Below are 21,858 nucleotides of genomic sequence, written 5' to 3'. Positions count from 1 at the left end.
CTGCGGAGGGATTCGTGAAAGCGTTCACATTCACAAGCCACGTAGCCGCAATAACGAGGAGATGGAGCAGCCATGGACTGGCGTCACAACGCCGTTTGCCGCGAGGAAGACCCCGAGCTCTTCTTCCCCATCGGCAACACCGGTCCTGCGCTGCTGCAGATCGAGGAAGCCAAGGCCGTCTGCCGCCGCTGCCCCGTCATGGAGCAGTGCCTGCAGTGGGCGCTCGAGTCCGGCCAGGACTCCGGCGTCTGGGGTGGCCTCAGCGAGGACGAGCGTCGCGCGATGAAGCGCCGCGCCGCTCGCAACCGGGCGCGTAACGCCACCGCCTGACGATGCCCCTCGGCCCCCGAGCCGCAGCGCGCAGTACCCCCTGACGCACCCCCCGAGCTTCGCCTGGGGGCGCCTCGCATCACGCAGCTTTGAGCCCCGGACCGGATTCTGGTCCGGGGCTCAGTGCTGTGTGCGCCGCCCTCCGCCGGGAGCGGGGCCGGCCGGATCAGCCCTTCTCGGCCCGTACCGGAATGTCGAGGACGACCCTCGTGCCCTGCCCGGAAGCGGGCACCATGTCGAACGTCCCGCCCATCTCGCCCTCGACCAGGGTGCGGACGATCTGCAAGCCCAGATTGCCGGCGCGCTGCGGGTCGAAGCCCTCGGGGAGGCCGCGGCCGTCGTCCTGCACGGAGATCAGCAGGCGGGCGTCGCGGCGGGTGCCGCTGCGCACGGCGGTGACCTCGACCGTGCCCCGCTCCCCCGGTCCGAAGCCGTGCTCCATGGCGTTCTGGAGCAGCTCGGTCAGCACCATCGCCAGCGGCGTCGCCACCTCGGCGTCGAGGATGCCGAAGCGGCCGGTGCGCCGCCCGGCGACCCGCCCGGGCGAGATCTCGGCGACCATCGCCAGCACCCGGTCGGCGATCTCGTCGAATTCGACCCGCTCGTCCAGGTTCTGCGAGAGCGTCTCGTGGACGATCGCGATCGAGCCGACCCGCCGGACGGCCTCCTCCAGCGCCTCGCGCCCCTCCGCCGAACCGATCCTGCGGGCCTGGAGGCGCAGCAGCGCGGCTACGGTCTGCAAGTTGTTCTTCACCCGGTGGTGAATCTCCCGGATGGTCGCGTCCTTGGTGATCAACTCTCGCTCGCGGCGACGCAGTTCGGTGACGTCGCGCAGGAGTACGAGCGAACCGATGTGGTTTCCCTTGGGTTTGAGGGGAATCGCCCGGAGCTGGATGACCCCGTCATTGCCCTCGACCTCGAACTCGCGGGGCGCCCAGCCGCTGGCGAGCTTGGCGAGCGACTCGTCGACCGGGCCGCGGGAGGGCGCCAACTGAGCGGTGGTCTCGCCCAGATGATGCCCGACGAGGTCGGCGGCGAGGCCGAGGCGGTGGTACGCGGACAGGCCGTTGGGGCTCGCGTACTGCACGATGCCGTCGGCGTCCAGCCGGATGAGGCCGTCGCCGGCGCGCGGCGAGGCGTCCATGTCGACTTGTTGACCGGGGAACGGGAAGGTGCCGTTGGCGATCATCTGGGCGAGGTCGGAGGCGCTCTGGAGGTAGGTGAGCTCCAGCCGGCTCGGGGTGCGAACCGTCAGCAGGTTCGTATTGCGGGCGATGACGCCCAGCACCCGGCCTTCGCGGCGGACCGGGATGGACTCGACACGGACCGGGACCTCCTCCCGCCACTCGGGGTCGCCCTCGCGGACGATCCGGCCCTCGTCCAGGGCGGCGTCGAGCATGGGGCGGCGGCCACGCGGCACGAGGTGGCCGACCATGTCGTTCTGGTACGAGGTGGGGCCGGTGTTCGGCCGCATCTGCGCGACCGAGACGTAGCGCGTGCCGTCGAGGGTGGGCACCCACAGGACGAGGTCGGCGAAGGAGAGGTCGGAGAGCAGCTGCCACTCCGAGACCAGCAGGTGCAGCCACTCCAGGTCGGAGTCGCCGAGGGCCGTGTGCTGACGTACGAGGTCGTTCATGGAGGGCACGGTGGTGAGCCTACCCGGGGCCGGGGCCCTCACCTCGTGCCGCCTTCGGGCCGTGACGGGCCGCCCCGGCCGCGGGCGATACCCGCGGAAACCCGCGCGGCGCGAAGCATGGACAGGAAAGAATGGTCTAGTCCACAATGAGTGGGCAAAGTTTCCGCCTTCCCCGCACAGGAGGGCGGAGCGAGGCCCGGCGCTCTCTGCCCTGATCGCGCCACGGCCTCCAGTCGGCCCACTCCGGCCGCGGGGTCCGCACACCCCGCGCGCCCGGCGGGCCGATACGGCTCCGGGCTGCGGTGCCGGCCGGGTTGAGGGTCCCGGCCAGGCGCCGCGGCCCGAAGTGACCTCCCGGCCGAAGCCTCGCGCGCACCCCGCAAGGGAGCCTCGCGCGTTCCCCCGGCCGGCGCCTCACGCTTCTTCGTCGCGCACCCCGCCTCCGGTCGTTACCCCGCGCCGGATGAGCCGTCCGTGCCGGACGATGTCTCCCCCGCCCGCTCCCGGGGCCATGCCTGCATCGCCACATCGGCGACCGCTTCCAGAGTGGCGCGGTCCGCGCCGTCGCGCGCCTGTTGCGACAGGCCCTGGAGGACGGCGCCGGTGTAGACGGCGAGCGCACGGGCGTCGGTCTCCGGCGGCAGGACGCCCACGGCGATGTCGGTGGCGATGCGGCCCTCTATGCACGCGACGACCTCGTTGCGCCGCCTCTGGAGCGCCTCGACCACGTCGGAGGACTGCTCGGTGCAGTTGGTGGCGGCGTTGACGATCATGCAGCCGCGCGGCAGGCCGGGGAGGGTGTTGGAGACCGCCGCCTCGCGCAGCAGGCGGCCCACCGCGGCCCGGGCGGTCGGCGCCTCGGCCACGGCCTCGGGAGTGAAGACGGCGTAGCTGCGCGCATAGGCCTCGACGGCCTCCTCGAACAGGGTGCGCTTGTCGCCGAACGCCGCGTAGAGGCTGGGCGCCTTGATGTCCATGGCCCGGGTGAGGTCCGCGATGGAGACGGCGTCGTAGCCGTGCTCCCAGAAGGCTCGCATCGCCTGTTCCAGGGCCGTCTCGCGGTCGAAGGAGCGGGGCCGGCCTCGCTGCTTGGTCGCCATGCGCCCATTCTATAGCGCTCGCTAAAAAACCTGTGCTACGTTCTTTCTGTAGCACTCGCTAAAGAAAGAGGGGGGCGCGGCCATGGGCACGCTCACGGGCAGGACGGCACTGGTCACGGGCGGCAGCCGGGGCATCGGGCGGGCGATCGCGGAGCGCCTGGGCAGGGAGGGCGCCCGCGTCGCCGTGCACTACGGCCGGGACGCCGCCGCGGCCGAGGTGACGGTGAAGGAGATCAGAGCGGCGGGCGGGGACGCCTTCGCGATCCGGGCCGAGCTGGGGGTGCCGGGGGACGCCGAGGCGCTCTGGGCCGCCTTCGACGAGCAGGCCGGCGACGGCCTGGACGTCCTGGTGAACAATGCGGGCATCGTCGGCCCGCGGGCGCTGCTCGGCGAGGTGGCCCCGGAGGACTTCGACCGGATCTTCGCGGTCAACACCAGGGCGCCGTTCTTCGTCACCCAGTACGGCCTGGACCGCCTGCGCGACGGCGGGCGCGTCATCAACCTCTCCACGGGGCTGACCCGCGGCACGGCCATCCCCGATCTGCTCGCCTACACCATGACGAAGGGCGCGGTGGACGCCTTCACCTCGGTGCTGGCCAAGCAGCTGGGCGAGCGCGGGATCACGGTCAACGCGGTGGCGCCGGGCGTGATCGACACGGACATGAACGCCTCGTGGCTGCGCGGCAGTGCGGAGACCCAGGAGGGCGTCGCGGCGATGTCCCCGCTCCGGCGGGTGGGCGAGCCGCGCGATGTCGCCGATGTCGTCGCCTTCCTGGCGTCGGACGACAGCCGGTGGGTGACGGGGCAGTGGATAGACGCGACGGGGGGCGCGCTGCTCTGAGGCGTGCCCGCCGGGCCGGCGGTGGCTGCGGAGCGGGGGGCCGCGGCCGCCGGGGCCGGCGCACCGCGTCAGTGGGTCTCGGTGACCTTCGCGAGGGCGCGGGGCGCGTCGGGATCCTGGCCCCGGGCGACGGTGATCTCGTAGGCCAGCATCTGCAAGGGGAGGATCTCCAGGACCGGCTGAAGCTCCTCGGGGACCCCGGCCGTGGGCAGGGCGAATCCGGCCGTGCCCTTGACGGCCTCCGCCTCGCTGCCGACGATCATCAGGTCCGCGCCCCGGCCGCGCAGGCGTTCCAGGACGGGCTGCAGGGCCTCGCCGCCGCGGCCGTCGGTGACGATGGCGATGACGGGCGAGATGTTGTCGACCATGGCGAGCGGGCCGTGCAGCAGATCGGCGCCGGAGTAGGAGAGGGCGGGGATGTAGCTCGTCTCCATCAGCTTGAGCGCGGCTTCCTTGGCGGTCGGGTAGCCGTAGCCGCGGGAGGTGAGGACCATCCGTTCGGCGAAGCGGTAGCGGGCGGCGAGCTGTCTGACCTCGGCGGCGCGGTCGAGGATGCCCTGGGCGAGGCCGGGCAGGGCCCCGGCCGCGGCCGTGCCGTCGCCGCCGCCCGGGCGCAGGCCCTGGACGAAGAGGTAGAGGGTGAGCAGCGAGGCCGTGTAGGTCTTGGTGGCGGGCAGGGCCCGCTCGGGGCCGGCCAGGATGTCGATGTGGTGCTCGGAGACGGCGGCGAGCGGGGAGTCGGCGTTGTTGGTGACCGCGAGGGTGATCGCCCCGGCCTCGCGGGCGGCCTTGGTGGAGGCGACGAGGTCGGGCGAGCCGCCGGACTGGCTGATGGTGATCGCCAAGACGTCCGTCAGGTCGGGCCGGGCCCCGTAGGCGGTCACGGTCGACATGGAGGTCAGGCCGCAGGGCTTCCCGAGCTGCACTTCGAGGAGGTATTTGGCGTAGAGGGCGGCGTTGTCGGAGGTGCCGCGGGCCGTGAGGAGCACGAAGCGGGGGTCCCGGGCGGCGACGGTGCGGGCGGTCCCGGCGATCGCGGGGGCGCCCCGGTCGAGGATGCGGCGCAGGACGGCCGGCTGTTCGGCCATCTCGGCGGACATGATCCCGCCCGGCTGCTCGCGGTGGTGGGCGGCGGTCGTGTCGCTCATGCCGGATACCTCCCGGACGGGGATGCAGTCCCAGTCGACCACGGGGTGGGGCGCGGCCGCCAGCCGGAAGCCGGGTCCGGGGCGGGTTCCGGCGGGGGTCCCGGGGCGCACCCCTCTGCTAGATTGGTCTATACCACACGATCCGCTCCACTCTTTAAGATCGGCAGGCCCCAGCGTGGAAGTTGTCATCGTCCCGGACGCCAAGGCAGGCGGAGAACTCATCGCGGAGGCCATGGTCGCCCTCCTGCGCCGCAAGCCCGACGCCCTGCTCGGCGTGGCCACGGGCTCGACGCCGCTGCCCGTCTACGAAGCCCTGACCGCCAAGGTCCGTTCCGGCGCGGTGGACGCCTCGCGGGCCCGCGTCTGCCAGCTCGACGAGTACGTCGGCCTGCCCGCCGACCACCCCGAGTCGTACCGCTCGGTGGTTCTGCGCGAGGTCGTCGAGCCGCTCGGTCTGACCGAGGCCTCCTTCATAGGCCCCGACGGCACCGCCGAGGACGTCCAGGGCGCGTGCGAGGCCTACGACCGCGCGCTGCCCGCGGCCGGCGGGGTGGACCTCCAGCTGCTCGGCATCGGCACCGACGGGCACATCGGCTTCAACGAGCCGTGCTCCTCGCTCGCCTCCCGCACGCGCATCAAGACGCTCACGGAGCAGACCCGCGTCGACAACGCGCGCTTCTTCGGCGGCGACATCGAGCAGGTGCCGCACCACGTCATCACCCAGGGCATCGGCACCATCCTGGAGGCCCGCCACCTGGTGCTGCTCGCCACGGGCGAGGGCAAGGCCGACGCGGTGGCGGCATCCGTCGAGGGCCCGGTCTCGGCGCTCGTCCCCGCCTCGGCGCTCCAGCTGCACCCGCACGCCACGGTCGTCGTCGACGAGGCCGCCGCGTCCAAGCTGAAGCTCGCGGACTACTTCCGCGCCACGTACGCGGCGAAGCCGGCCTGGCAGGGCCTGTAGCGAACCGGGGCAAGCCCCGGCCCCCTCCGGAGGAGGAAACGGCGAAAGGGCGGGGCCGGGGCTCTCCCCCCGCCGCAGCGGCGAGCAACCACCCCGGCGCTCTCCGGCGGTGCCGGACCCGCCGTCAGCCGCGCGCCCCCGCGACAGCCTCCGCCGCGGCCGTGCCGCAGACTCTCGCCGCGCCGTGCGTCGCCACGTGCAACGCCCCCCGCGGCGGGGCCGCGTTGAGGCCCATTTCGATCACGATCGTGTCCGGCCGCGCGGCGATCACCGCGTCGAGGGCCTCCGCCATCCACCCGTGCCGGTGCACGTCCCGTACGACGGCGACGATCCGCCGGCCGCCCGCGGCGGCGAGCACATCGGAGGCGCGGGCGGCGTCGTGCCCGTACGTGCCGGTCTCCGTGCCGGGCAGCAGCCGGGAGAGCTCGGCGCCCACGCCCCAGGGGGTCTCGTCGCCGACGGCGATGTTGGCCAGCGGGGTGAACGCGGCCACGTAGGCGGGCCCGGCGAGCGGCTCGCAGCCGGGCGAGGCGGTCACACGCAGGGCGCGCCGCGCCGCGGTGAGCCCCACCTCGGGAGAGGGCGCGGTCCCCTCCGCGGCCGTGCCGGCAGCCGCGCCCTCCCCCGAGGTCCAGCGCGCCAGGGCGCGCACCCGTGCCGCGGCGTCGGCGAGCCGTTCCTCCGGCAGCTCGCCGGCGCGTACGGCCGCGACCAGCGCGTCGCGCAGCCGCAGCACGGTGTCCTCGTCGGCCAGCCCGCCGCCGACGCAGATGGCGTCGGCGCCCGCGGCGAGGGCCAGCACGCTGCCGCGCTCGATCCCGTACGTGCCGGAGATGGCCCGCATCTCCATGCCGTCGGTGACGATGAGGCCGTCGAAGCCGAGGCCGCCGGCGGCGACGGGCGCCCGCAGCAGCCCGTGCAGGGCGGCGGGGCTGAGGGTCGCCGGCAGGCCGGGGTCGAGCGCGGGCAGCAGGATGTGCGCGCTCATGACGGCCTTGGTGCCGGCGGCCACCGCGGCCCGGAAGGGCACCAGTTCGCGCTCGCGCAGCGTGCCGAGGCCGGCGTCGATGCGCGGCATGTCGTGGTGGGAGTCGACGGCCGTGTCGCCGTGCCCGGGGAAGTGCTTGGTGCAGGCGGCGACGCCCGCGGACTGGAGGCCTTCGACGTAGGCGGCGGTGTGCCGGGCGACGAGCTTCGGGTCGGAGCCGAAGGAGCGGACGCCGATGACGGGGTTGTCCGGGTCGGAGTTGACGTCGGCGGAGGGCGCCCAGTTGAGGTTGACGCCGCACTCGGCGAGCCGCCGGCCGAGCTCGCGGGCGACGGCCCGGGTGAGCCCGGTGTCGTCGACGGCGCCGAGGGCGAGGTTGCCGGGGAAGGACGAGCCGGTGCGCGCCTCCAGCCGGGTGACGTCGCCGCCCTCCTCGTCGATGGCGACGAGGACGTCGCCGCGTTCGGCGCGCAGCCGGGCGGTGAGCGCCGCGAGTTGCTCGGGCGAGGCGATGTTGCGGCCGAAGAGGCCGACGGAGGCGAGCCCCTCGCCGAGCCGGCGCAGCAGCCACTCGGGGGCGGTGGTGCCGGTGAAGCCGGGCTGGAGGACGGCGAGGGCGTCGCGCGTGAGCGTGTCCATGGGAGTAGCGCTAACCCTTCACTGCGCCGGAGGTGAGGCCGCCGACTGCCTTGCGCTGGAGGATGACGAAGAGGATGAGGATGGGCACGGAGAAGAGCGAGGAGGCGGCCATGGTGGCGCCCCAGTCGTCGCCGAACGCCGTGCGGAATCCGGTGAGCCACACGGGCAGCGTCTGGGCCGAGGCGTCCTTGTTGAGGATCAGGACGTAGGGGAACTCGTTCCAGACGGTGATGAAGCCGAAGAGCGAGGTGGCCATGAGGCCCGGCGCCAGCAGCGGGAAGATCACCTTGATGAAGGCCTGGGCGCGGGTGCAGCCGTCGACCATCGCGGACTCCTCCAGCTCCTTGGGCACGGCGGCGACGTAGCCGCGCAGCGTCAGGACGGTGAAGGGGAGCACCATGACGGTGTAGATGGCGATCAGCGGCACGAGGCTGTTCAGCATCTCGGCGTCCCGGACGATGATGTAGTACGCGAGGGCCATGACCTCCCAGGGGGCCATCTGGGCCATCATCATCACCAGGATGAAGCTCTTGCGCCCCTTGAACCGCATGCGCGCGACGGCGAACGAGGCGAGCAGGGCGATCACCAGCGACAGCGCGACGGCCACGAGGGTGACGGTGAAGGAGTTACCCACAAGCGTCCAGAAGCCGTCCGCCTGCACCGCCCGCTGGAAGTGCTCCAAGGTGGGGCTGGTGGGGAACCAGACGGGGTCCTCGCTGACGATGTCCTTGTTGGCCTTGAAGGCCGTGCTGAACATCCAGTAGACGGGGAACACGAACGCGAGGAAGAGAACGACCGCGGTCGCTCCCGGCCACACCCGGCCCAGGGTCGATCGCCTCACAGCTCGTCCTCCTCTTGCCCCAGCACCAGACGCAGGTAGTAAGCCGTCAGGGCCAGCAGGATCACGATGGTCAGGATGGAGACGGCGGCGCCCATCCCGAAGTGCTGGCTGCCGAAGCCTTCCTGGAAGGCGTAGACCGGCAGGGTCTCCGTGAGCCGGTCGGGCCCGCCCTCGTTGATCGCGAAGACCTGGGTGAACGACTTGAAGATCCAGATGACTTCGAGGAACGTCGTCGCGAGGAAGAACGGCTTGAGGAAGGGGAAGGTCACCGAGGTGAACTGCTTCCAGGAGCCGGCGCCGTCGAGCGAGGCGGCCTCGTAGAGCTCCTTGGGGATCGTGGTGGTCGCCGCGTAGAGGTTGATGGCCACGAAGGGCACCGACTGCCAGACGATCAGCACGGTGATCACGAAGAAGGTGGAGAACTGGCCGCTGGTCCAGCTGTAGCCGGCCATGGAGTGCCAGCCGAGCTTGTCCAGTGCGTAGTTGACGACGCCGAAGCGCTGGTCGAAGAGCCACTGGAAGACGGTGGTCGCCGCGACGACGGGCATGGCCCAGGCCAGGACGAGGCCGAGCGAGAGCAGCAGCCGCAGCGCGGTGCCGAGGCGGGCGAGGAGCAGGCCGATGAAGCAGCCCAGCGCCATGATGAGGACGACGTTGGCGAGGGTGAAGACCACCGAGCGCCCGGTGACGCCCCAGAACTCGGAACTGCCGAGCTGCTCGGCGTAGTTGTCCGTGCCGGTCCACTCGGTGAGGTGCTGGATGAGCTGGCGCGGGCCGAGGTTCTGGAACGACAGCAGGCCGTTCTTCAGCAGGGTCCAGCCGAGCAGCAGCACCGTGACGGCGGCGGTGGGGAGGATCAGGAGGTACGGCGTGCCCTGGGCGAGCCGGCCGGGGCCGCGGCGGGGCGGCGGGGGCGGGGCGGCGCCCTTGCCGGTCCGGGAGGCGGGCCCGCCGGCCGTCGCCTCTTCGATCTGCGCTGACATCGTCGTCCGCCTTCTCCCCTGTCGAACGGTATTGCGTTGGTGCGCGGCCGGGCGGGAGGCCGTCTCCTACGGACTCCCGCCCGGCCGTCGGGTCACTGCTGCCGGCTGCCGCTTCTCAGCAACCGGCAACCGGCCGGCCGGCTACTGCTTCTGGCTGAGGCGCTTGTTGACGTCGGCCTCGACCTGCTTGGCGGCTTCCTCGGGGGACTTTCCGTTCAGGACGGCCGTCATGTACGCCTTGATCGGGTTGGGGGCGTTCTCCACCGCGGCCCACTCGGGGATCAGCGGGGTGGTGCCGCCGCCCTTGGCGGCGGGGGCCGCGGCCTCGGCGGCGGCGTTGCCCTTCAGGCTGTCCAGCAGGGAGTCCTTGTTGGGGATCGAGCCGACCTCCTTGGCCAGCGCGCCCTCGTTCTTGTCGGACAGCGCGATCTTCAGGAACTCCTTGGCGAGGTCCTGCTTCTTGCTGCCGGCGGCGACGGCGAGGTTGGAGCCGCCGAGGAAGACGCCCTCGGGCTTGTCCGCGCTCTCACCGGGGATGGTGAAGTAGCCGAGGTCCTTCTCGATGGCCGGGTTGGCCTTGATGGCGGTGGCGGCCTCCCAGCCCATGCCGATGAAGGCGCCCGTCTTGCCCTTGGCGAAGACGTCGGCCTGCTGCGGGGTGGCCTCGTCCTTGTCCTTGGGGGCCTTGCTGAAGGCCTGGTACTGCTTGTAGACCTCCATGGCCTTGGCGACCTTGGGGTCGGCGAGGTTGGAGACCCACTTCTTGCCGTCCTTCTTCACCAGGTCCGCACCGGTGCCGATGGTCAGGCCGTCGAAGAAGTACCAGTTCTGGCCGGGCAGGTAGAGCGGCTCGGCGTCGCCCTTCTTCTGGATGGCCTCCAGGGCCTTGAAGAAGTCGGCACGGGTCTTGGGGACGTCGGTGACGCCCGCGTCCGCCCACACCTTCTTGTTGTAGATGACGACGCGGTTCGCGGCGTACCACGGGGCGGCGTACTGCTTGCCCTCGAAGACGGCGGGCTTGTTCAGCGAGCCGGTCCAGTCGGCGCCGATCTCCTTCTTCAGGTCGCCGAGCTCGGAGAGGCCGCCGGTCTGCGCGTAGGAGGGGGTCTGGGTGTTGCCGACCTCGACGACGTCCGGCGGGCTGGACTCGGAGAGGGCCGTGGTCAGCTTCTGCTGGATGCCGTCCCACTTCTGGACCTGGACGTTGAGCTTCGCGCCGGTCTTCTGTTCGAACTCGGCCTGGACCGTCTTCGTCCAGCCCGGAGGGTTGGAGCCGTCCATGAACCAGACGGTGAGGCTCTTGTCCTTGGCGCCGTCGCCCGATCCCTTGTCACTGTCGCTGGACCCACAGGCAGCAACACTCACCAGCATGGCCGCGACACCCGTCGCCGCTATGAGCCCTCGCTTCACAGCACTCTCCTCAAGGACCGAATGTGGTCTTTAATGGTTTAGACCAGTGCCCGCAGCTTGGCCTAGACCTATTGGGGTGTCAAGGGTGTATAAGAGTCGCTGTCGGCTCCGTTACCGGACCGACACTTCGGGGTCGACCTGGGCGTCTCCGGGCCCCTCGGGCTCTGCCCGTGCCACCATGTGACCGCGACAGACGGAGGAGCCGGTGACAGCAGCAGGATCGGAGTCGGGAAGGCAGGCCATGGCGACCGAGGGCGGTACGGGCGAGGGCGGCAGCGCGCCGGGCGGCGCGCGGACCGCGCGCGTCCCCAAGTACTACCGCCTGAAACGCCATTTGCTGGACATGACCGAAACCATGCCCCCCGGCACGCCCGTACCGCCGGAGCGCACCCTGGCGGCGGAGTTCGACACCTCCCGCACGACCGTCCGCCAGGCCCTCCAGGAGCTCGTCGTGGAAGGCCGCCTGGAGCGCATCCAGGGCAAGGGGACGTTCGTCGCGAAACCCAAGGTCTCGCAGGCGCTGCAACTGACCTCCTACACGGAGGACATGCGCGCCCAGGGCCTGGAGCCGGCCTCCCAGCTCCTGGACATCGGCTACGTCACGGCCGACGACCGGCTCTCCACGCTGCTGGACATCGCGACGGGCGGCCGCGTCCTGCGCATCGAGCGGCTGCGGCTGGCCAGCGGCGAGCCGATGGCGATCGAGACGACCCACCTGTCGGCGAAGCGCTTCCCGGCGCTGCGCCGGAGCCTGGCGAAGTACACCTCGCTCTACACCGCCCTGGCCGAGGTCTACGACGTCCGCCTCGCGGAGGCGGAGGAGACGATCGAGACGTCCCTGGCCACGCCGCGCGAGGCGGGCCTGCTGGGCACGGACGTGGGCCTGCCGATGCTGATGCTCTCCCGCCACTCGCTGGACGCGCAGGGGGAGCCGGTGGAATGGGTCCGGTCGGTGTACCGCGGGGACCGCTATAAGTTCGTGGCACGGTTGCAGCGGCCGGCGGAGTAGCCCCCTCTCCCCTCGGGCAACCGAGCTGACAGCGAGGCGCCCGACCCGACGGACCGCAGCGACGACCTCCACGTCTACGACAGACCGGAGGTCGTCGCCGTTCCGGTCCTGGCCGGAGCCGCGTGGTCTTTCACGAGGGTGACGACGGAGACGAGAGCTGAACGCTGATCAGACCTCGGTCCGCACGGATTTCCGCCGGCTGCGGGAAAGCAACCTCACGCCCGGCTTCTCCACCCATTCGTGCAGGAGCACCGCGGCGGCGACGGACATCGCCAGAACCAGACCCGCGTGCAGCGTCACGGGGATGAGGAGCTGGTGGGTTTTCAGGAAATGGTTGGTGCTGAAGATGATGATTTCGTGCACCAGGTAGAGCGCGAAGGAGATTTCGCCGAGATAGACGACGTACCGGTTCCTGAAGGGTGAAGGCTCCCCCTGGATGTCGGCACGGGCGGCAGCGGCGATGGTGAGGGTGAACGGGACGATGGTGTCGGCGGCCCAGTGGAAGTTGTACGGCATGACGTGCACCGGCCCGAAGATCACGATGAGGGACATCGAGAGGCTGGCGAGCAGGCCGGGGCCGCGCCAGGCACCGTTCTTCACCAGCAGGGCGACAGCGATGCCGATGACGAACTCGATCAGCCGCACGGGCGGCAGGATGTAGAGCACGAACTTCGCGTCCCAGCCGGTGGCGTGTCCGATGGGGGCCGTGAATATCGGAAGCAGGGCGACGAACGCATTGCCCGCGATCACCGTGGCCCACAGCCCTCGGGTCGACAGCCGCTTCACGACCTTGATGATGAAGGGGAACGCGAGGTAGAAGAGCGCCTCGCAGCTCAGCGACCAGGAAACGCCGTTGTACCCGAACCACCAGTCGGTCCGGTTCGGAATCCAGGACTGGAGCAAGCTGAGGTTCCCCAGCGCGATTCCGGGGTCGAGGGCCTTGCCCATCCAGACGAGCGAGACCGCGGCCAGGAAGAAGGTCGCCAGATGGCTCGGATAGATGCGGGCGAAGCGGCGGCGCCAGAAGCCGGTCACGGTGTCGCGGGGCCGCGCGGACCAGGCGAGAACGAATCCGGAGAGGATGAAGAAGAAGGAAACAGCCGAAGGGCCGTCGTAGACGACCTGCTTCAGCTTGCCCATGTGCTGGGCGGTGCCGGTGGCGGTCTCTTCGTAGAAGAAGTGGTAACAGAAGACGAGCAGCGCTGCGTACCAGCGAAGGCCCGTGAGCGAATCCAGACGCACTCGCGAAACGGAGGGCTCGCTGGACAGCTTCGAGGAGGCAGGGGATATCAAGCTCATTGTCGAGGTTCTGTGTGAAGGGCGGGGTAAGTCCTGCGGTGCCTTCCGCCGGACAGCTCTCCACGAGGCGCGGCGACAGTGCCCCGACGGCCATGGTGAGCAGCTTCGCCCGTGGGGGTAGGCCACAGCAGCCGGGCGTCCTGGAGGGACCAGCGGAGCGTCTCGGCCTACGGCGCGAAGGGGATGGAAACCCCGCCCGAGCCCCCGGCAGCAGATTTCATCCATATGAGCGACAGAACGGAATATATCACCTTACGCCACCCTGCACCTTCTTGATCCATTACAGAATGGTTCACATGGAAACTTCCTGTCCATTACTAATGGCGATGGTGTGACGTGGCCGGGGCTGAGGTGACCGTGAGTTCGACGTCCAGGGTGACGCCGTCGAGCGTGGCGAGCCGGAGGATGTAGGTCCCAGGACTCTGATCGGCGCGTACCTCCGGGAGGGAGACGATGCCGTTGACGTCCGGGGCGGGAAGGATGAGGGTGCGCAGCGGGCCGGCGCCGTCCGGGCGCGTGAAGTAAGGGCCGACTGCGCTCTCACCCGGGTCCTCCTTGCTGGAAATCACCGTCGCAGTGATCACAGTTCCAGCCGCGACCTGCCCGTAACGGGTCGCCTTGACGCCCAGGACAGTGGAGAACGCGCTGCCGGTGGTGGCGCGCAGAGGCTGCTCGTTGATCAGTGTCAATGTGTCGGCGGTGGCGGTGGGCGACGGCCGGAGAGTCACCTGGAAGGTGACAGTCCCGCTGGGCTCGCCCGGTGTGCTTGCCCTGACGGTGAAACCGCCGGGCCGGTCGCCGGTAAGGAGGACCGGCGCAACGGCGATCCCACGGAGGTCGGTGGTAACGGTGGTGCTCCGCGCTCCGCCGGGGAATCGCGCGAGGGTGTCACCCACGATGTCGTAGGTGATGTTCTTCCGGGAGACGGCCTCGCCCTGGGCGTTCGTGGCCCGGACCTCGAGCGGCCGGTCGAGCGGTTTCCCGGCTTCAGCCCGGCGGTTCTGCCCGCCGATGGGGTCAAGGCGGCGAACGGTGCGCGGGTCCGGCTCGGGAACGGGCTTGGGATCCGGCCTGGCATGCGTGTCGGGGGTGGGCTTGTTCTCGGATATGGGCGGTGTCGGCACCTCGGGACGGCGACGGTTCACGACAGTTGTGGTTGCGGCCGAAGCGAGGGACGTCCGGGCAGGGGTGGAACCGGAGTACGTGCCGGCGACAGCAGCCGTGGGGTCGGGACGGTAGGGGGTCGCCGGAGTGTCGTCGGGTATCGCGGTGACCTTGCCGCCCTGGTAGGTGTGCATCCAGTCCAGTACGGCGTTCACGTATTCGCGCGAGTTGTTGTAGCTGAGGATTGCTTTGTCGAGGTCGGCCGCGTCGGCCAGATTCCGGTCGCCCGCGCAAAGGTAGCGGGCGGTGCCCAGGGCAGCGTCGTAGAGGTTGTTGGGATCCTTCACGCCGTCGCCGTTACCGTCGGCACCCCAGACGGCCCAGGTGGAGGGGATGAACTGGGTGGGGCCGATGGCCCGGTCGTACTCCGGGTCCCCGTCCCAGCGCCCACCGTCGGTGTCGCGGATCAGGGCGAACTGCTTGCCGTCGAGCCGGGGTCCGCGGATCGGCTTCTCGGTGGAGCCGTCGGTGCGCAGGCCGTATCCGGAAGCGTGGACGGATTCGATGCGGCCGATCCCGGCGACCAGTTCCCAGGGCAGGTGGCAGCCGGGCTGACTGAGGACCAGGGCTTGCCCGGCCTTCCGGTACGCGTCCAGGGCGGTCGCGGGTATGCCCGTGACCTCCTTCAGGGCTTCGGCACCACCAGCGCCCTTACGGAGGTCGGGCAGGCTGAGGTTGGGCACGCCGCGGGGCCGGCCCCCCTGCGGACCGCCATCGGCGTCACTGGCATCGGCGGCGTACGGGGCCGCGACGGCGGCCGTGGACAGCGAGGCGGCCAGAGCTATCCCGCACAGTCCCTGCCGAGTTCGGCTGACAAGGTGGGCGGGGAGTGGCTTCATGATGGGGGGACCTCGGCTTGCGGTGACTTTGCTGTGTTCTTGCTGATGAAAAGGGTGTGGGGGCCGACGCCCCTTTCGGCATCGGCCCCCACGAGACTCAGCCGGCTCAGCCGACGAGCTGGACCTCGCTGTGGGTGCCGTTAGCATCCACGCCGGGGTAGTAGCTCAGGTTGCCGTCGTTCCAACGGATGAGGATGTCGCTCGGGCCGCCGTTGGCCGAGGTGAAGTTGCCCACCGTCATCTGCGCGATGTTCTTCCAGGCCGACTTCAGGGGACGGACCTCCGTCCGGCCGTGATAGCCGGCCGTGTCGACACCGGGGAAGATCTGGTTCTGGCCGTCGTTCCACTGGACCATCAGATCAGCGGTCTTCTTGCCGGCGAACTCGCCCGCCGCGATCTGCTGCGCGTTGCCCCAGCCGGCGTTGGCCTCGGTGAGCTGGGTGTGCTTGGCGAGACCGTTGACGCCGGTGTCGGAGTACATCGACGTGGAGCCGTTCTCCCACACCGCGAGCAGGTCGTCCCGCAGGGCGTTACCGGTGAAGCGGCCGACCGTGATCATCTTGGCGTTCTTCCAGAAAGAGCCGACCGGGGCGAGGGTGTTCTCGTCGTGGACGCCCTGGGCGTCGACGTGGGTGTACGTCGACAGTTTGCCGTTCTCCCAGCGGACGGTGATGCCATCGCTGCCGCTCTCGGTGAAGCGGCCAGCGGAGATGGTCTTGGCGTTCTTCCAGTAGCTGCCCGCGGGCGCGACCTTGTACTCCGCGGAGAACGGGTACTTGGGGTCGTTGTGGTCAGCACCCTGGAAGATGCTCGCCGAGCCGTCCTTCCACGCGACGAACAGGTCCATCCGGCGCTTAGCACCGGCGGGGCTTCCCGTGAAGTAGCCGGACGCCATGTGTGCGGCGTTCTTCCAGTCCGCGCGGGACAGGAGGTTCCGCGAGGAGACGCTCTGGATCCAGCCGGCGATGTCGTCGGTCCGGGTAGAAACAACGCCCTTGCGGGTCTCTGCCTCGTCGGCGCCCAGGCAACCGCCCTGCCACGAGGCACTGTTGATGCCGACGAGCTCACTGTGGCCGCCGACCTCGCGGAAGACCGGGCTGCCTTGATCGCCCTTGCAGGTGGTCGCGTCGGGGTTCTTCCCGTTGAGGACGAAGGTGGTGTCCTTCACGGAACCGGCGGTGAACGCAGCCTGTTGCAGCCGGTCGGGGACCCACTCGTCCTTGGTCCGGCCGTAGCCTGTGACGCGCAGGTCCTCGCCCTGCAGGGGGGCGTTGAAAGTCAGTTCGGCCGGGGTCACGCCGTTGACCGGATTGCCCAGCCGGGCCATGACCACGTCTCGGTCGTCGCGCGGGACGAGCTCCACGACGTCGGTGACGACGCCTTGGTCTCCGCGGGTGAGGTCGGTACGGCCAATGACAGCCGTGGTCTTCAGCTTCGGTGCACCCGGGGCGACCTTGGTACCAGGGGTGTCGGCGAAGCAGCTCGCGGCGGTGACCAGCCACTGCTTCTCGACGACCGTCGCGGAGCAGCTCCGCTCGCCACCGATGTCGAGTTTGGCGGTGAACGCGTACGAACCGTCCTTGACCTTCTCCCCCACAACGGCGTTCGCAGGGGCGGCAGTCAGCAGTCCGGCGGCCACGGCCGTGGCGGTGACCACGATTCCCCATGCCGCGCGCGGACGTATGGCAGGCATCTTCTGTTCCTTCACTGTCGTGGGGGGCTGTCGGATCGGGCGCAGTGCCGCGCCCGATCCCGGGGCAGCTGGAGCATCAGCTGGTGACGCGGAGTTCGATCAGCGTGGTCGCGTCGTTGTTGGAGTCAGCACCCTTACCGACGCCCTTGTAGTCATTCTTGGCCACCTTGACCTGCTCACGACCGGCGTTGGAGTCGACCTTGACATCCAGGGCGTAGTCACCGGTCGAGATCATGTAGACCTTCGGGACCTCCAGCGTCAGCCAGCCGGTCTTTCCGGTGCCAGTGACCTTGAAGCAGTAGGTGCCCTGTTGAGTCTGGCCGGGGTGCCTGAACTCCGTCATGACCCGAATGTCCGAGGATGTGCGGCAGTCGGCCAGCACGATGTGCCCGTCGCCCCTGCGTAGCGCGATGCCCTGCTCTTTGAGGATCTTCGCCGCACCCGGGTACTCGAAGGTCTCCACGATCGAAGGCGGCATCTCATCGTCGGCGGGAGCCGCGGCAGCGACACCGAGCGCGGAAGTGCTCAGAACGACCGTCACCGCGCCGACAACACCGGCGGGAAGCATTCTGCGTGCGCACCGTATCACTAAAGATCCCTTACTGGTTCAACAGCGGCAATGCCGCGTGTAATGGCTGAATAAAGACGCAGAGCGGCAATTTACCACCCATCGAGACTTTGCCGAATCTTGACGTCAAACCGGGCGCAATTTTTCCGAGCCTTCAAGGCGTACCGAGGGTTACGTCGCGACATGGACATGCCACCTAGCCAGCCAACACTCCGTCACAAAACGGACATTCTTTGCCTATTGGTCGCCCAGATGTCCCAATACCTACGGTTATGCTCACGGGGCCGGAAGCCGGCAACGCACAACCGACGGGAAAGAACAGAAGAGTGAGACTTGACCTTCACTTGACCAGAACCAGGGGAAGAGTGGGGTTCGGCATACGCATGCTGTGCCTGAGCTTGCTCCCCGTCGCTCTCCTCATGACCATGCCCGGAGTGACTCCCGCCATGGCGGCAGACAGTCCGGCTCCCGTGACCGACCGCGCCCGCGTCGTGGAGCTGTGGACCAGGGGTGGGCCGACCGTCAAAGCCCTGGCCGAAGCGGCGCTACTGGGAAGCGATACAGAGATCCGCAGCTTCCTCGACAACGAGAAGGAGTTCGCGGAGCTCACCGACGACCGCATGAGCGCGATGCGGCTCGGCTCCATCGGCGGTACGACACTGCGCGAGGCCGCGCACGAAGCCCTGGGCGAACCGACGAAGCTGCGTGCCTTCCTCAAGGACGGCTGGCAAGAGCCGCTGGAGACCGACCAGCGGCTCTTCCTCGCCCAGATCGTCAACTCGGCCGGACCCAACGTCAAGGCGGAGGGCGGGGCCGCGCTCAAGGGGTCGATCGAGGACGTCCGCAAATTCCTGTCCGAAGGCCGGTATTCGGCGCAGGAGACCGACGACCGAATGCGGATCACTCAGATCATGTCGTCCGGGGGGCCTGCGACCAAGGAGGCCGCGAAGGTCGCCCTCAGCGGCTCGATCGACAACATCCGCGAGTTCCTCAACGTCGGCCAGAGCATCGCGCGTTCCCGTGACCAGGAACGCGCCACCGTGGCTCAGCTCGCCGAACAGGCCGTACGCGCAGGCCAGGAGGCAAAGCGCCAGACCGACGCGGCGAAGGAGACCTCCAAGAAGGCGGTCGCAGCCTCCGAGTTGGCAAAGACGGCGGCCAAGAGGGCCGCGGAAGAGACGGCCGCAGCGGGCAAGGACGCTTCCCGGGCAGCAGGCGCGGCACAGCGGGCGGCAGACGCGGCACAGGACGCGGCCGAGGCCGCGCAGGAAGCGATCAGTGCGGCGAATGCCGCCAACTATGCGGCCCGGATGGCCGCTAACGCAGCGGCCAACGCGGCAGCCGCGGCGGCCGGTGCCGCCGAGGCGGCCTCGCGGGCCCGCAACGCAGCGGCAGGCGCGGCGGTCGACGCGGCCGGCGCGGCTGTCGCCCGTCAGGCCGCCGAGAACGCGCGGGATGCCGCAGCGGCCGCCGAGAAGTCCCAGCAGGCCGCGGTCGAGGTGAAGAAGGCGGCGCGCGCCGCCGGTGACGCTGCGAACGCCGCGCTGGGTGCCAGCGCCAACGCCGACGCTGCCGCAGATGCCGCGGACGAGGCCGGCGGCTACGCGAGCCAGGCCGGCTCAGAGGCCACCAAGGCCAAGCAGTGGGCCTCCACCGCCCGCGCCAACGCCCAGGAGTCGCGCCGCGCCGCCATGGCCGCTCGCGACCTGGCCTACCAAGCCGCCGACGCCGCTGACGAGGCCGGTCAGGCCGCCCGGCGCGCCGCCGGGCACGCCCGCAACGCGGCCGACGCTGCCGATGAGGCGGCCAAGCACGCGGGCGACTCGGCCAAGGCGGCAAAGGCGTCCACCGACCACGCCAAGGCTGCCAACGAAGCCGCCGACGAGGCGACCAACGCCGTCGAAACCGCGAAGAAGGTCTTCGCTACCGCACGCAAGGTGGAGAACGAGGAGCTGAAGACCCGTACCGCTCAGGGGATAGCACAGGCCAAGGGGCTCAAACTGGCCGACGAGCAGGCGAAGGCCGACACGGACCGGACGGCGAAGGAACGCAAGCACCTCGACGCCGAGGCTGCACGTCTCATGGAGGAGGCGTCCAAGCCGGGAACGAATGTCAAGGATATAGCGGCCAAGGGTCGCAAGGTCGCCGTCCTCACGATGAAGACCCGCGGGCCATGGAGCGAGGCAGCGGCCAAGACGGCTCTCGCCGGTACCGACGAGGAAGTGGACGAGTACGTCCGTACGGGCCGGCAGCAGGCCGTCGAGCAGGATGAGCGCGCGGCTGCCGAACTCATCGCCGGCGTCGCCGCATCGGATGCCGTCAAGGAGGCGGCCGAAGCGGCTCTCAAGGGCGGCGCTCAGCAGATCGGCGCGTTCCTGCGCAGCGGTCAGTACGAGGCGGCGTTCACCGACTACCGCATGCGAGCCACCCAGATCGGCACCAACGGCGGCCCGTCCGTCAAGCAGGCTGCCGGGGAAGCCCTGAAGGCAAGCACGACGGACAAGCTCCGCGAGTTCCTCAACAAGGGCCAGTTCGAAGCACAGTTCACCGATGACCGGGTCCGTGCCAGCCAGCTGATCAGCAACGGCGGACCCGAGACCCAAGCAGCTGCCAAGATAGCCCTGGAGTCCCCGGCCGCGGTCCTGCGCAACTTCATCCAGGTCGGTCAGTATGACGCTGCCCGCCAGGACCAACTCACCGCCACCCACACTGCGGTTGTCCAGCAGTACATCTCCGAGGCCGCTGCGGCCGCGGCAACCGCGCAGAAGGACGCAGCGGACGCGACCATCGTCGCCGCCCGAGCCAACCAGGCCGCGGACGAGGCGAAGAAGGCGGCCACCCGGGCCGCGACGGCCGCGGGCCAGGCCAAGGAGTTCTCCGGCCAGGCCCGGGCCTACGCCAAGCAGGCCGCGGCGTCCGCGGCCGACGCGGCCAAGTCCGCACACGTCGCCGAAGCCGCGGCGCAAGCCGCCGCACGCGATGCCGACGAAGCCGAGTACTCCGCGGTTCGCGCGTCGGTCTCCGCATCGCAAGCAAGGGCATCCGCCGACGAGGCATCCACCTACGCCGAATCGGCCCGCGCCTCGGCCTTGGCTGCCGGCAAGGACGCCGCGGCCGCCGATGCGGCCAAGAAGGACGCCTACAAGGCATACGTCGAGAAGAAGGTCAAGGAGGCGGAAGAGTATCGCCGGGAGCAGCAAAAGCGGGACCGGGAGCAAGCGAAGTTGCCAATCCAGGCCCGGACGCAGCTGCAGATGATCCAGGCAGGCCTGGTGAACGTGGACCCACCGCTTGCCAAGCCGAAGGCGTTCGAGCTGGGACTCAACTGGGTGCTGGGCATCGGCCCGGACAGCCATTTCTACGGTCCCGGTGATGAGTTCACCGAGCAGCTCCGCAAGGACCATTCGATGGACGTGGTCCGCCGGCGGATCCTCGAAGGTCTCGCCGAAGGGCAGGGTGTGAAGTCGCCTGGCCGTGGCGGTTATTCTGTGCTGGGAGAAGAAGGAGTAGGGCGGCTCGTCGACGACTTCGCCGATGTGGTAACCCTGGGCGGCACAGCCTGGCTGAGCAACAAACTGTCCCACGGGAAGTACGGTAGCTCGACAGCCCTCTTCGTCGGTTCCTACAATTATGAGTACAAGCTCATATCGAAAAACTCTGACACCGGAGGAATAACCGTCCAGATCACGATCACGAACGAGACCAGCTTCAATTCCTTGGTGCATCCGCCAGTCTTCAGAGGCCTGTGGGACTCGTGGATCGGTGGGCCTGTCAACAAGACATTGGACTGGCTCGGCGGCCCGGGAAGAACGAAGAGACAAACCGCCACCTGGACGGAGACGCTGCACCGCTGATGAAGAAGATCATCACCATTTCCGTCCTTGGTGTCGCGCTCATACTGGGTGCCGTGGCCTTCCTGTTCCTGAGCCCTTTTGGCGGCTCGGCGAAACCGGGCGAGCTCGTTGGCTCGTGGACCGGTAGCCAGGGAGCGCAGTTGATCCTTCGCGAGGACGGCTCACTCACCGCGGTTAAGGTCCCCACCCACTTCTCACCGGCCGACGAGGCCCCGCTCGACCCGTTCACCGGAAAGGGCACATGGCGTCTCGAGAAGAAGTCGACCCTGGATGATCAGCAGATCGCTGTCACCCTCGACGAGGGGGACGGCTTCACTGCAGCCATCCGGCTGAAGGTCGCGGGCAACGGCGACCGGGACGGCATCTACATTCCGATCTCCGAGGACTCTCCGAACAAGTTCGTCTTCAAGAAGTCCGCCTGAACGGAGTCCACCTGAAGCGGTCGCTCACGCGGCTCCAGGGTCCGCGGCTCGTGACTGAGGCATCGTGACCGAGGCGGCGCCCCTCCCCGAGGGGCGCCGCCTTTCTGTGTCGGCGGACGCCGGACGCCTCTGC

General features: G+C 69.5%; 17 protein-coding genes. 6 read left to right on the top strand and 11 right to left on the bottom strand.

What is annotated here, in order from left to right:
- The first annotated feature begins 72 nt into the window (after nucleotides 1–72).
- Nucleotides 73–330, top strand: coding sequence for a WhiB family transcriptional regulator (locus tag PS271_RS19755; RefSeq protein ID WP_004937597.1), 258 nt, complete (start codon nucleotides 73–75; stop codon nucleotides 328–330).
- A 166-nt stretch (nucleotides 331–496) separates the two neighbouring features.
- Here the strand turns inward: PS271_RS19755 and PS271_RS19750 are convergent, their stop codons facing one another.
- Together PS271_RS19750 and PS271_RS19745 are read right to left on the bottom strand one after the other, a co-directional pair.
- On the bottom strand, nucleotides 497–1,966 hold the full coding sequence (locus PS271_RS19750; protein WP_398386939.1) for a sensor histidine kinase: 1,470 nt from the start codon (nucleotides 1,964–1,966) through the stop codon (nucleotides 497–499).
- Nucleotides 1,967–2,415: 449 nt separating this feature from the next.
- On the bottom strand, nucleotides 2,416–3,066 hold the full coding sequence (locus PS271_RS19745; RefSeq protein WP_398383412.1) for a TetR/AcrR family transcriptional regulator: 651 nt from the start codon (nucleotides 3,064–3,066) through the stop codon (nucleotides 2,416–2,418).
- Nucleotides 3,067–3,148: 82 nt separating this feature from the next.
- Between PS271_RS19745 and PS271_RS19740 the strand changes: the two genes are divergently transcribed.
- The gene (locus PS271_RS19740; RefSeq protein ID WP_398383411.1) at nucleotides 3,149–3,907 is read left to right on the top strand and encodes an SDR family oxidoreductase; all 759 of its coding nucleotides are present in this window, start codon (nucleotides 3,149–3,151) and stop codon (nucleotides 3,905–3,907) included.
- A 68-nt stretch (nucleotides 3,908–3,975) separates the two neighbouring features.
- On the opposite strand, the gene PS271_RS19735 is transcribed toward PS271_RS19740, so the two are convergent.
- Nucleotides 3,976–5,055: an SIS domain-containing protein gene (locus tag PS271_RS19735; RefSeq protein ID WP_398383409.1), complete on the bottom strand. Its 1,080-nt coding sequence runs from the start codon at nucleotides 5,053–5,055 to the stop codon at nucleotides 3,976–3,978.
- Nucleotides 5,056–5,230: 175 nt separating this feature from the next.
- On the opposite strand from PS271_RS19735, the gene nagB reads away from it, so the two are divergent.
- Nucleotides 5,231–6,016, top strand: a complete 786-nt coding sequence (nagB, locus tag PS271_RS19730) for a glucosamine-6-phosphate deaminase (RefSeq protein WP_398383408.1) — start codon at nucleotides 5,231–5,233, stop codon at nucleotides 6,014–6,016.
- Between the two features lie 124 nt (nucleotides 6,017–6,140).
- Here nagB and PS271_RS19725 read toward each other — a convergent pair whose 3' ends face one another.
- From PS271_RS19725 to PS271_RS19710, 4 genes are all read right to left on the bottom strand, one after another.
- Nucleotides 6,141–7,643, bottom strand: coding sequence for a glycoside hydrolase family 3 protein (locus PS271_RS19725; protein ID WP_398383406.1), 1,503 nt, complete (start codon nucleotides 7,641–7,643; stop codon nucleotides 6,141–6,143).
- Between the two features lie 10 nt (nucleotides 7,644–7,653).
- Nucleotides 7,654–8,484: a carbohydrate ABC transporter permease gene (locus PS271_RS19720; RefSeq protein ID WP_398383405.1), complete on the bottom strand. Its 831-nt coding sequence runs from the start codon at nucleotides 8,482–8,484 to the stop codon at nucleotides 7,654–7,656.
- A complete protein-coding gene (locus tag PS271_RS19715) occupies nucleotides 8,481–9,467 on the bottom strand; it encodes a carbohydrate ABC transporter permease (protein WP_398383404.1) in 987 nt (328 codons plus the stop codon). The genes PS271_RS19720 and PS271_RS19715 overlap by 4 nt, the downstream gene beginning before the upstream one ends.
- Before the next feature lie 141 nt (nucleotides 9,468–9,608).
- Nucleotides 9,609–10,877 (bottom strand): extracellular solute-binding protein, encoded by a 1,269-nt coding sequence (locus PS271_RS19710; protein ID WP_398383402.1) that lies wholly within the window; start codon nucleotides 10,875–10,877, stop codon nucleotides 9,609–9,611.
- 241 nt (nucleotides 10,878–11,118) lie between these two features.
- On the opposite strand from PS271_RS19710, the gene PS271_RS19705 reads away from it, so the two are divergent.
- Entirely contained in the window at nucleotides 11,119–11,886 is a 768-nt protein-coding gene (locus PS271_RS19705) for a GntR family transcriptional regulator (protein WP_398386937.1), read from the top strand.
- 168 nt (nucleotides 11,887–12,054) lie between these two features.
- Here PS271_RS19705 and PS271_RS19700 read toward each other — a convergent pair whose 3' ends face one another.
- The 4 genes from PS271_RS19700 to PS271_RS19685 form a co-directional block, all read right to left on the bottom strand.
- Nucleotides 12,055–13,128 carry an acyltransferase family protein gene (locus PS271_RS19700; protein ID WP_398383401.1) on the bottom strand — a complete coding sequence of 358 codons (1,074 nt, stop codon included), beginning with the start codon at nucleotides 13,126–13,128 and terminating at the stop codon, nucleotides 12,055–12,057.
- Nucleotides 13,129–13,502: 374 nt separating this feature from the next.
- Nucleotides 13,503–15,188 (bottom strand): lytic murein transglycosylase, encoded by a 1,686-nt coding sequence (locus tag PS271_RS19695; protein WP_398383400.1) that lies wholly within the window; start codon nucleotides 15,186–15,188, stop codon nucleotides 13,503–13,505.
- Between the two features lie 106 nt (nucleotides 15,189–15,294).
- Nucleotides 15,295–16,881 carry a S1 family peptidase gene (locus tag PS271_RS19690; RefSeq protein WP_398383398.1) on the bottom strand — a complete coding sequence of 529 codons (1,587 nt, stop codon included), beginning with the start codon at nucleotides 16,879–16,881 and terminating at the stop codon, nucleotides 15,295–15,297.
- A gap of 76 nt (nucleotides 16,882–16,957) precedes the next feature.
- Nucleotides 16,958–17,449 (bottom strand): hypothetical protein, encoded by a 492-nt coding sequence (locus PS271_RS19685; protein ID WP_398383397.1) that lies wholly within the window; start codon nucleotides 17,447–17,449, stop codon nucleotides 16,958–16,960.
- 470 nt (nucleotides 17,450–17,919) lie between these two features.
- Between PS271_RS19685 and PS271_RS19680 the strand changes: the two genes are divergently transcribed.
- Nucleotides 17,920–21,303, top strand: a complete 3,384-nt coding sequence (locus PS271_RS19680) for an ALF repeat-containing protein (protein ID WP_398383395.1) — start codon at nucleotides 17,920–17,922, stop codon at nucleotides 21,301–21,303.
- On the top strand, nucleotides 21,303–21,725 hold the full coding sequence (locus PS271_RS19675) for a hypothetical protein (RefSeq protein ID WP_398383394.1): 423 nt from the start codon (nucleotides 21,303–21,305) through the stop codon (nucleotides 21,723–21,725). Before PS271_RS19680 ends, PS271_RS19675 begins: the two co-directional genes overlap by 1 nt.
- Nucleotides 21,726–21,858 lie beyond the last annotated feature (133 nt).

It is taken from the genome of Streptomyces sp. SCA2-17, assembly GCF_044336695.1.
The sequence above is the reverse complement of the archived record's forward strand: the minus strand, read 5'-3'. Positions and strand labels throughout refer to the sequence as shown.

What these genes read in the sequence shown, in the direction of transcription:
- PS271_RS19755 (WP_004937597.1), top strand. Translation starts at nt 73, where the DNA reads ATGGACTGGCGTCACAACGCCGTTTGCCGCGAGGAAGACCCCGAGCTC.
- PS271_RS19750 (WP_398386939.1), bottom strand. Translation starts at nt 1,966, where the DNA reads ATGAACGACCTCGTACGTCAGCACACGGCCCTCGGCGACTCCGACCTG.
- PS271_RS19745 (WP_398383412.1), bottom strand. Translation starts at nt 3,066, where the DNA reads ATGGCGACCAAGCAGCGAGGCCGGCCCCGCTCCTTCGACCGCGAGACG.
- PS271_RS19740 (WP_398383411.1), top strand. Translation starts at nt 3,149, where the DNA reads ATGGGCACGCTCACGGGCAGGACGGCACTGGTCACGGGCGGCAGCCGG.
- PS271_RS19735 (WP_398383409.1), bottom strand. Translation starts at nt 5,055, where the DNA reads ATGAGCGACACGACCGCCGCCCACCACCGCGAGCAGCCGGGCGGGATC.
- PS271_RS19725 (WP_398383406.1), bottom strand. Translation starts at nt 7,643, where the DNA reads ATGGACACGCTCACGCGCGACGCCCTCGCCGTCCTCCAGCCCGGCTTC.
- PS271_RS19715 (WP_398383404.1), bottom strand. Translation starts at nt 9,467, where the DNA reads ATGTCAGCGCAGATCGAAGAGGCGACGGCCGGCGGGCCCGCCTCCCGG.
- PS271_RS19705 (WP_398386937.1), top strand. Translation starts at nt 11,119, where the DNA reads ATGGCGACCGAGGGCGGTACGGGCGAGGGCGGCAGCGCGCCGGGCGGC.
- PS271_RS19695 (WP_398383400.1), bottom strand. Translation starts at nt 15,188, where the DNA reads ATGAAGCCACTCCCCGCCCACCTTGTCAGCCGAACTCGGCAGGGACTG.
- PS271_RS19690 (WP_398383398.1), bottom strand. Translation starts at nt 16,881, where the DNA reads ATGCCTGCCATACGTCCGCGCGCGGCATGGGGAATCGTGGTCACCGCC.
- PS271_RS19685 (WP_398383397.1), bottom strand. Translation starts at nt 17,449, where the DNA reads ATGCTTCCCGCCGGTGTTGTCGGCGCGGTGACGGTCGTTCTGAGCACT.
- PS271_RS19675 (WP_398383394.1), top strand. Translation starts at nt 21,303, where the DNA reads ATGAAGAAGATCATCACCATTTCCGTCCTTGGTGTCGCGCTCATACTG.